Raw genomic sequence first — 6,998 nt, 5'->3', positions numbered from 1 at the left:
TTGCATGAGGTGCTCCCGTCTGGCTGGTCCACTCAGTTAGACCTCAGCCGTACTGTGAGTTCCCCTATTTATCGAGGACAGAGCCTTTCTTTTTGATCATGTTCGCTGGCGTACAGATGAGCTAGCCATGACGCGAGATGATGCATTCAGGAAATTTCAACGGATGTCCTTCAAGGAGATGCTATGGAAAGCGACAAGGCAGGCAGCAACAGGATCTGGCTCGGCTTTATCGGCGGCGGCATGCTGGCCACGGCACTGGGCTTTTGCGCGCTGGACCTGGCGCCGGCGCAGGCCAGCGCCCCCGTGTTCGGCGTCATGCTGCTGCTCACGGGCGGCATGCTCAGCTGCATGGCGGGCGCCGTCGGCATGGCCGGCATGCTGGCCTGGATACCGGGCATGGATGGCGGACAGGAACAAGCGCGCCCGCAGCGCCGCCTGCCGGAGCGGGGCCTGGGCAAATAATCTGGCCAAATAAGGCTAAATAAGGGTTGTGTACGGCAGCGTACAGATAAATTCAGAAACAAAGTAGACAATAAGTCATGGCATCAGCGTTCAGCGACCCGGTCGCCGCGCAATGACAAAAACCGATGACGGCGCCAGACGCTAGCAGCTTGCAAGCCAGGCAACCCTCATCCACACACTCTCTCGGAGGACACATCATGCTCTATACAATCGCAGTAGTACTCATCATTCTCTGGCTGCTGGGCCTGGTTACTTCCTATACCATCGGCGGCTTCATTCACATCCTGCTGGTGGTGGCGGTCATCATGATCCTGCTGCGCCTGATCAGCGGGCGGGGCTTATAGCCCTGGCCAGCGGCGCAGGCTGACAGGGGCGGCGCGCGTGCAAACGGGCGCCGCTCTTTTTGCGTGCGCCGCGCGCCTGCCGTGCGCATGCTGGCAAGCCGGTCCATTTTGCAGTAACGTGTGCGGGTAGTTCACGCGTACGGATAGTTGATACGAGTAGTCCTGGGTATGTCCCGATAACAAAACAAGGAGAAAATCCATGAAAGCATTCAAAACCGGCCCTGGCGCCAAATCCCTGATCGGCATGCTGGTCCTCGCGATGGCCGCCACCGGCTGCGCGGACATGTCCCCGACGCAACGCGGCACGGCCACGGGCGCCGGCGTCGGCGCGGGCCTCGGTGCGCTGATCGGCGGCACCACGGGCGGCGGCAGCAGCGGCCGCACGGCTGGCGGCGCCCTGCTGGGCGCGGCAGCGGGTGCCGTCGTCGGCAATATCTGGTCGAACCGCATGGAAAACCAGAAACGCGCGATGGAACAGGCTACGCAAGGCACGGGCGTGCAAGTGACGCAGACGGCCGATAACCGCCTGAAGATGGAAATCCCCAGCGATATTTCCTTCGACACCAACCGCGCCGACATCAAGGGCAACTTCCGCCCCATTCTCGACCGCTTTGCCGCCACCCTGAATGAAAACCCGAACACGACGGTCAGCATCATCGGCCACACGGACAGCACGGGCAGCGATTCCATCAACGAACCGCTGTCGGTGGAACGCGCCGCCCACACGCGCGACTACCTGGCCATGCGCGGCGTCTCGCCGACGCGCATCGTCACGGAAGGCCGCGGCGCGCGCGAACCGATCGCCTCGAATGCGGATGCGGCCGGCCGCGCGCGCAATCGACGCGTCGAGATCTACGTCGCCGAAATGGCGCCGCGTGGATAACACCTGACCAAACCTGCTGCGCGGCGCGCTTTGCGGCCTGCGATGCTCACCGTACCTTCGTACGGTTGCGCTTCTCGGCCACAAATCATCGCCGCTCGCGAGGTTTTGTCTGGTGTCGTGACGTTCAGGTCAAAATCAACGTCGCAGAATAAAAATAAGCCCGCTGGCAAGTTACCTTGCAGCGGGCTTATTTTATCTACAGCACCTTACTTCGACGTCGTGGCCTTGGCGCCGCTGTCGCCTTCCTTCGCCACCTTGGCAAAGTCGCCGGCCGTCACGATGGAGACGGCTTCCGGCTTCAGGTAGTCGCGCAGGCCCTGGTTCACTTGCGCCAGGGTCAGGGCCGATACTTTCGCTTCCAGGTCCTTGTCGTAGGCCATGGTGCGGTCCTGCGTCAGGTAGCCGGCCAGTTCGCGCGCCAGGGCGCTGTCCTGCGTGCGGCCCACTTCCTGCGATTGCAGCCAGCCCTTCTTCGCTTCGGCCAGTTCCGCTTCCGTGAAGCCGTCGGCCAGCACCTTGGCGATTTCCTCGCGCAGGGCCGCTTCCACCTTGACCGTGTTCTGCGGCGCGCTGATGGCGTAGGCCATCCAGTAGCCGGCCGGCTCGCGCGACGGCACGGACACTTGCGAGCCGACGCCGTAGGACAGGCCTTCCTTCTGGCGGATGCGGTCGGCCAGGCGGCTGCGCAAGGCGCCGCCACCGAGCATGTGATTGGCCATCAGCAAGGCGGGATAGCTGGCGGCGTCATCCTTGAGGGGAATCGGCTGGATGGCGAACAGCACGCTGTTGGCCTTGTCCGGCGTTTCCAGCGTCACTTTTTCGCCGCTGACGGGCTTGACGGCGTCAGGAATGCGCACGTAGGGCTGCTGCGCCTTCCAGCCGCCGTACAGGCTGGCCACCTGGGCCTTCAGCGCGGCCGGGTCGAAATCGCCCACGGCAGCAAAGGTGGCGTTCGACGCGCCATAGTAAGCGCCATGGAATGCTTTCACATCGGCAACTTTGATGGCTTTCCATTGCGCCAGCTCCGCCGGCAAGGTGGCCACGTGGCGCACATGGCCTTCCGGCGTGGCATCGAGCAGGCGGCGGAAGGCGTTTACGGCCAGCGGCTGCGGTTCAGGCAATTCCTGCTCGGCGCGGCCCACGCGCTCGCGCTGCAATTCCAGGAATTCCGTCTCGGCGAGGGCCGGCTTTTGCAGCACTTGCGCCAGCAGGTCCATGGCCGCCGGCAAGTTCTCGCGTTTGCCCATCAACAATGCCGTCACGCCCTCGGCGCCGCCCGTAACGGCCACTTGCGTGCCCAGCTGGTCGAACTTGTCCTTCACTTCCTGGCGCGACAGGGTCGCCGTGCCGCGCGACAGCAGGTTGGCCGTGTAGCTGCCCACCTGCGCCTTGCCGCGCAGGCTGTCTTCCGTGCCCAGCTGCAGCTTGAGCGCCACGCTGACGGTGCCGCCCTTGGTTTTCTTCGGCAGCAAGGCGCCTTTCAAGCCGTTCGGCAAGGTAAAGCGCGTGGTGCGCGCTTCGATATTGTCGGGGCTGGGGTCGAACGCTTCGCCCTGCGCCACGACGGCGCGGCCCGTGTAGCCGGCCAGCTGCGGCGCCACGTCCGCGTAGGCCGGCACGACGGTGCGGTCCGGCGCATCGGTGGGGATGAAGCGGCCCAGGGTGCGGTTCGAGCTCTTCAGGTATTTCTCGGCCGCCGCCTGCACCTGCGCCGTCGTCAGCTTGTCGAGCTGGTCGCGCTGCAGGAAGAACAGGCGCCAGTCGCCGGCTGCCAAGGACTCCGTCAGGGCAATCGTCATGCGCGCCGTGTTCGAGGTGATCAGCTCGACCTGCTTGTTCAGCTGCTGTTTTACGCGCGCCACTTCCGCATCCGTGATCGGCTGCGACTTCAGCTCTTCCAGCACCTTCAGCATGGCCGCTTGCGCCGCGTCCAGGTTGCCATCGGCGGGCACGATCGCGCCGAACAGGTTGTAGCCCGGCTCCAGGTTGCTCACGGCGTTGTATTCGATCTTGCTGGCCAGCTTGGTTTCAACCAGCGCCTTGTGCAGGCGGCCGGCCGGGGCGTCCGTCAGCACGTGGCCCAGCACTTCGATGGCCACCGCTTCCGGGTTGCCGGACGGCGCCACGTGGTAGCCGGCGCCGACGAACTGCGTGCCGCCGCTGCGGCGCACCGTCACGGCGCGCTCGCCATCCTGCACGGGTTCGGCCGTGTAGGTGGGTTCGATCACGCGCGTCGGTTTCGGGATCTTGCCGAACAGTTCATTGATCTGGGTCAAGACCTTCGCTTCGTCGAAGCGGCCCGCCACCATCAGCACGGCGTTATCCGGCTGATAATATTTATGATAGAACGCGCGCAACCGGGGAATGTTCACCTGTTCGATGTCGGAGCGGGCGCCGATGGTCGACTTGCCGTAGTTGTGCCAGTCGTAGGCGATGGCCTGGATACGTTCGCTCGTCACGCCGATCGGGTCGCTCTCGCCCATCTCGAACTCGTTGCGCACGACGGTCATCTCGCCCTTTTGCGTGACCGGGTTCCACAGGTCGTTCTGGTCGATGGCCGCGTTGACCATGCGGTCCGCTTCCATGGCCAGCATCTGGCGCAGGTTGTCGTCGTTGGCGGGGAAGGTGGCGTAGTAATTGGTGCGGTCGTACCAGGTGGTGCCGTTGAACTGCGCGCCCGTCGAGTTCAGGATCTCGACGGGGGTCTTCGTGCCCTTCCTGACGCCGAAGTTGGCGCTGGGCTTGAACAGCAAGTGTTCCAGCAAGTGGGCCATGCCTGTTTCGCCATAGTTTTCATGGCGCGAACCGACCAGGTAGACGATGTTGGTGGTCAGGGTCGGCTTGCTGGCGTCGGGAAACAGCAACACGCGCAAGCCGTTGGCCAGGCGGTATTCGGTGATGCCTTCGACGGAAGTGACCTTGACGGCGGCGGCGCGGCCGGCGGCGGCCTTGCCGGTTTTCTGGGTCGGGGCGGCTTGCACCGGGGTAGCGGCGAAGGCCAGCGACGGCGACAGGATGCCGGCGGCCAGCAGGAGAGCGGTAATTGGTTTCAAAGCAAAGTCCTGGTAACACGACGTTGGAAATAAACACGCGCGAGCGCAGACATGGAGCGCAAGCGCAATGTGATACGGGCGCAAGAATGTTCACCCGGCCCGCGCTGCGTCTTCGCCGCCGGGTGAAATTATTACTCTCACAATTTACGGCATGCTTATCAACTACGCAAGCCCCTGTCATCAAGCTGTTATGCGGGCGTGTTATACTCGACCGTTCCAGAACTATCTGCCTGTATATGAGACGAGCTCTCGTCCTGCTCTGCCTTTTTGTTTTCATCGCGTTACCCCAGGCGTTTGCCAGCATGGCCTACGCCAGCCCTTCCCCATTCCAGCATGCAATTGCGGCCGGCGTCACCGCCACGCCCGCCTTCGGCATGGATTGCCCCGACGCCAGCGCCCATGCGGGCTTGCCCGGCGACGGCTGCGACACCGAAGAATGCGACAACGATCCCATCACGCTCTACCCCGGCTCGCGCCAGGAAGTACCGTTTTACGCCATCATTTGGCAAGCGGGACCGGGCGCACTTGCCGAAGCGGACGTGCGGCCGGCTACGCGCCCGCCGCGCGTCCGCCGCTGATCCGCAACACGCTGCACGCACACGCCCGGGGCATACGGCCGCCAGGCACGCTTTACATTGATTGACTTTACAAGGTTACACACATGGAATGGTTATTTGACCCGACAATCTGGGTCGGCCTGCTGACGCTGGTCGTACTGGAAATCGTACTGGGTATCGACAACCTGATCTTCATCGCCATCCTGGCCGAGAAACTGCCGCCGCATCAGCGCGACAAGGCCAGAGTGCTGGGCCTGACCCTGGCCCTCGTCATGCGCCTGGGCCTGCTTTCGCTGATTTCCTGGCTGGTCACCCTCACCACGCCGCTGTTTTCCATCTGGACCTTCTCGTTCTCGGGGCGGGACCTGATCCTGCTCGTCGGCGGCCTGTTCCTGCTGTTCAAGGCCACCACCGAGCTGCACGAGCGCCTCGAAGGCGTCACGCACGCCCAGACGGGCCCGAAAGTCTACGCCGGCTTCGGCCTGGTGGTGGCGCAGATCGTCGTGCTCGACGCCGTCTTCTCGCTCGACGCCGTCATCACGGCCGTCGGCATGGTGGACAACCTGTACGTGATGATGGCCGCCGTCGTCATTTCCATCGTCGTCATGATGCTGGCCTCGAAGGTGCTGACGCGCTTCGTCAACGCCCACCCCACCGTCGTCGTGCTGTGCCTGAGCTTCCTGCTGATGATCGGCCTGTCGCTGGTGGCCGAAGGCCTGGGCTTCCACATCCCGAAAGGCTATCTGTACGCGGCCATCGGTTTCTCCATCGTCATCGAGTTCTTCAACCAGCTGGCGCGCCGCAACTTCCTCAAGCTGCAGTCGAACGCCCCGCTGCGCGACCGCACGGCGCAGGCCGTGCTGAGCCTGCTGGGCGGACGCAAGGGCCGCGAGGCGGCCGAGGAACACGAAGTGAAGGAACTGCCGGACGTGTCCGCCTTTGGCGTGGAAGAGCGCAACATGGTCAGCGGCGTGCTGACCCTGGCCGAACGCTCGATCCGCTCCGTGATGACGCCGCGCGGCGACGTCTCGTGGGTGAACCTGAACGACAGCAGCGAGAAGATGCTGCAGCTGCTGCGCGAAACGCCGCACAGCATGATTCCTGTCTGCAATGACGACCTCGACAATGTCGTCGGCATCGCGCGCAGCAAGGACCTGATCGAGGACCTCGTCTCGCACGGCAAGATCGACCCGGCCAGCATGCGCGAAGCCGTCGTCGTGCCGGAAGCGGCCGGCGTGCTGAAAGCCATGGAAACCCTGAAGCGCTCGCGCGGCCAGCTGGTGCTGGTGGTCGACGAGTTCGGCACCGTGCAGGGCGTGCTCACGCCCATCGACATCCTCGAAGCCATCGCCGGCGAATTCCCCGACGAGGACGAGCAGCCCGACGTGGAAGTGCTGGCCCCCGGCCACTGGCGCATCGATGGCGCCACGGACCTGCACTACCTGGAGCAGGTGCTCGAGACGGAATCGCTGGTCAGCGAAGACGGCGAGTACAACTCGCTGGCCGGCTTCCTGCTGGCGCACTTCGAAAACATGCCGGCCGTGGGCGAAGTACTGGAACTGGATGGCTTGCGCTATGAAATCGTCGAGGCCGACGAGCGCCGCATCGCCTGCGTGGACGTGCGCCGCATCGAGCCCGATCACAGTTTGTAACACAATGGCAAGCGTGCCCCGCTTGCCATGCCGTATGCTGGAGTCTG

The 6,998-nt window shown here is 63.8% G+C and carries 6 protein-coding genes; 5 read left to right on the top strand and 1 reads right to left on the bottom strand.

Annotated features, from left to right (window positions below; all coding sequences use genetic code 11):
- Window positions 1–183: 183 nt before the first annotated feature.
- The 3 genes from EBS11_RS02855 (at window position 184) to EBS11_RS02845 (ending at window position 1,689) form a co-directional block, all read left to right on the top strand.
- Entirely contained in the window at window positions 184–462 is a 279-nt protein-coding gene (locus tag EBS11_RS02855; protein ID WP_290600379.1) for a hypothetical protein, read from the top strand.
- 197 nt (window positions 463–659) lie between these two features.
- Window positions 660–806, top strand: a complete 147-nt coding sequence (locus EBS11_RS02850; RefSeq protein ID WP_121670992.1) for a lmo0937 family membrane protein — start codon at window positions 660–662, stop codon at window positions 804–806.
- Window positions 807–1,005: 199 nt separating this feature from the next.
- Window positions 1,006–1,689 (top strand): OmpA family protein, encoded by a 684-nt coding sequence (locus EBS11_RS02845; protein WP_290600372.1) that lies wholly within the window; start codon window positions 1,006–1,008, stop codon window positions 1,687–1,689.
- 206 nt (window positions 1,690–1,895) lie between these two features.
- Here EBS11_RS02845 and EBS11_RS02840 read toward each other — a convergent pair whose 3' ends face one another.
- Window positions 1,896–4,742: a pitrilysin family protein gene (locus EBS11_RS02840; RefSeq protein ID WP_290600371.1), complete on the bottom strand. Its 2,847-nt coding sequence runs from the start codon at window positions 4,740–4,742 to the stop codon at window positions 1,896–1,898.
- Window positions 4,743–5,044: 302 nt separating this feature from the next.
- Between EBS11_RS02840 and EBS11_RS02835 the strand changes: the two genes are divergently transcribed.
- Both EBS11_RS02835 and EBS11_RS02830 read left to right on the top strand, forming a co-directional pair.
- The gene (locus EBS11_RS02835) at window positions 5,045–5,320 is read left to right on the top strand and encodes a hypothetical protein (protein WP_290600370.1); all 276 of its coding nucleotides are present in this window, start codon (window positions 5,045–5,047) and stop codon (window positions 5,318–5,320) included.
- A gap of 83 nt (window positions 5,321–5,403) precedes the next feature.
- Window positions 5,404–6,951, top strand: coding sequence for a TerC family protein (locus EBS11_RS02830; RefSeq protein ID WP_290600369.1), 1,548 nt, complete (start codon window positions 5,404–5,406; stop codon window positions 6,949–6,951).
- Window positions 6,952–6,998 lie beyond the last annotated feature (47 nt).

Source organism: Janthinobacterium sp., assembly GCF_009923995.1.
Lineage (GTDB): Bacteria > Pseudomonadota > Gammaproteobacteria > Burkholderiales > Burkholderiaceae_D > Janthinobacterium.
The sequence above is the reverse complement of the archived record's forward strand: the minus strand, read 5'-3'. Positions and strand labels throughout refer to the sequence as shown.